The following is a 1,149-nucleotide window of genomic DNA, read 5'->3' on the forward strand; positions in this document are numbered from 1 at the left end:
AAAAAGCGCCGGGTGATAAAACATTTACAACTAAGCTATGGTTTTAAATATTATCCATTTCATCCGTGGCCATTTCAGCTTTCATTTCCTCTACCAAGTGACTTATTTCTCCGAGCTCTATCATGGCACCAAGATGGATGTTGTAAAGATAAAGACGTCCTTTTAAAGACCCAACATAAAAGCCAGTCCCCTCATAAAATCGTGCATAGTACCCTTGTATATAAAAAGAGTCCTGATGTGTAGGTAAAGATTCTGGATATTTTGATTCTAACCAGTCATATAATTGATTAATAGTTGCATTATCAATAGTTGGATCATCATTAGTTCCATCGGAAGCAAACTCAACTTTTATCTTGATTCGATTATTATATCTAGTCGGGCCCATTGGGTTACTACACCCGGGCATAAAGCTCATATCTTCGTCGAATAATATGTATGGATTAACACATGACGAGCCTCTTAAATTAACATAGATATTATCCGCATCAAAAGTAACTAAGTTTGGATCAAACCCCGGGGGGGCGAAATCCGCATCCACAATTACATTGATAATGTCAGGCAAGCTATTCTCAATATCCTGAAAATGAAAGCCTTTTGAATCGATGTAAGAATATTCATAATCATCGTCGTTAACTTTAATAGACGTATAAGTCAATTCAATCCTATTCTGGTTAAAATCTATGTCCCAATCAAAATAATCTACGTCTGGAGAAGAAACATAAAAATCTTTCTCATCAGGATGAGCCCAGTCACTAGCCAGAACATCTTTATCATTTGTAATTTCAAGCACGTTAGATACATCATCACCTGCCCATATTTCAAATGCTACATTAATCGTGTGCCCATCAAAAGACTGTGCTGCCAAGGCATGCGGTGACATTGCTATACCAGCAAGCAGGAGAGACGAGGCTGTTATTTTTTTAAAGTTCATATTTACATCCTATAAATAATTAAATGGCGCTTTTAAAAAAAAGCGCCGGGTGATAAAACATTTACAACTAAGCTATGGGTTTACTTATTACCCGTTTCCTTTTGCATTTCCTCTGCCCAGTGACTTAGCTCTCCGAGCTCTAGCAATCCACCGAACTGAGTCCCGTAAGCATAAAGACTTCCTCCTAAAGACCCAATATAAACATCAGTTCCCTGATA

At 37.5% G+C, this 1,149-nt stretch carries 1 protein-coding gene; it reads right to left on the reverse strand.

Annotation, left to right across the window (positions count from 1 at the left end; genetic code table 11):
- Positions 1–43: 43 nt before the first annotated feature.
- Positions 44–931: a hypothetical protein gene (locus BTHERMOSOX_RS11400; protein WP_138121224.1), complete on the reverse strand. Its 888-nt coding sequence runs from the start codon at positions 929–931 to the stop codon at positions 44–46.
- Between the last annotated feature and the right edge of the window lie 218 nt (positions 932–1,149).

Source organism: Bathymodiolus heckerae thiotrophic gill symbiont (assembly GCF_900128515.1).
Taxonomy (GTDB): Bacteria; Pseudomonadota; Gammaproteobacteria; order PS1; family Pseudothioglobaceae; genus Thioglobus_A.

Excerpts from the sequence above, each read along its gene's own strand:
- BTHERMOSOX_RS11400 (WP_138121224.1), bottom strand. The coding sequence starts at position 931 with ATGAACTTTAAAAAAATAACAGCCTCGTCTCTCCTGCTTGCTGGTATA.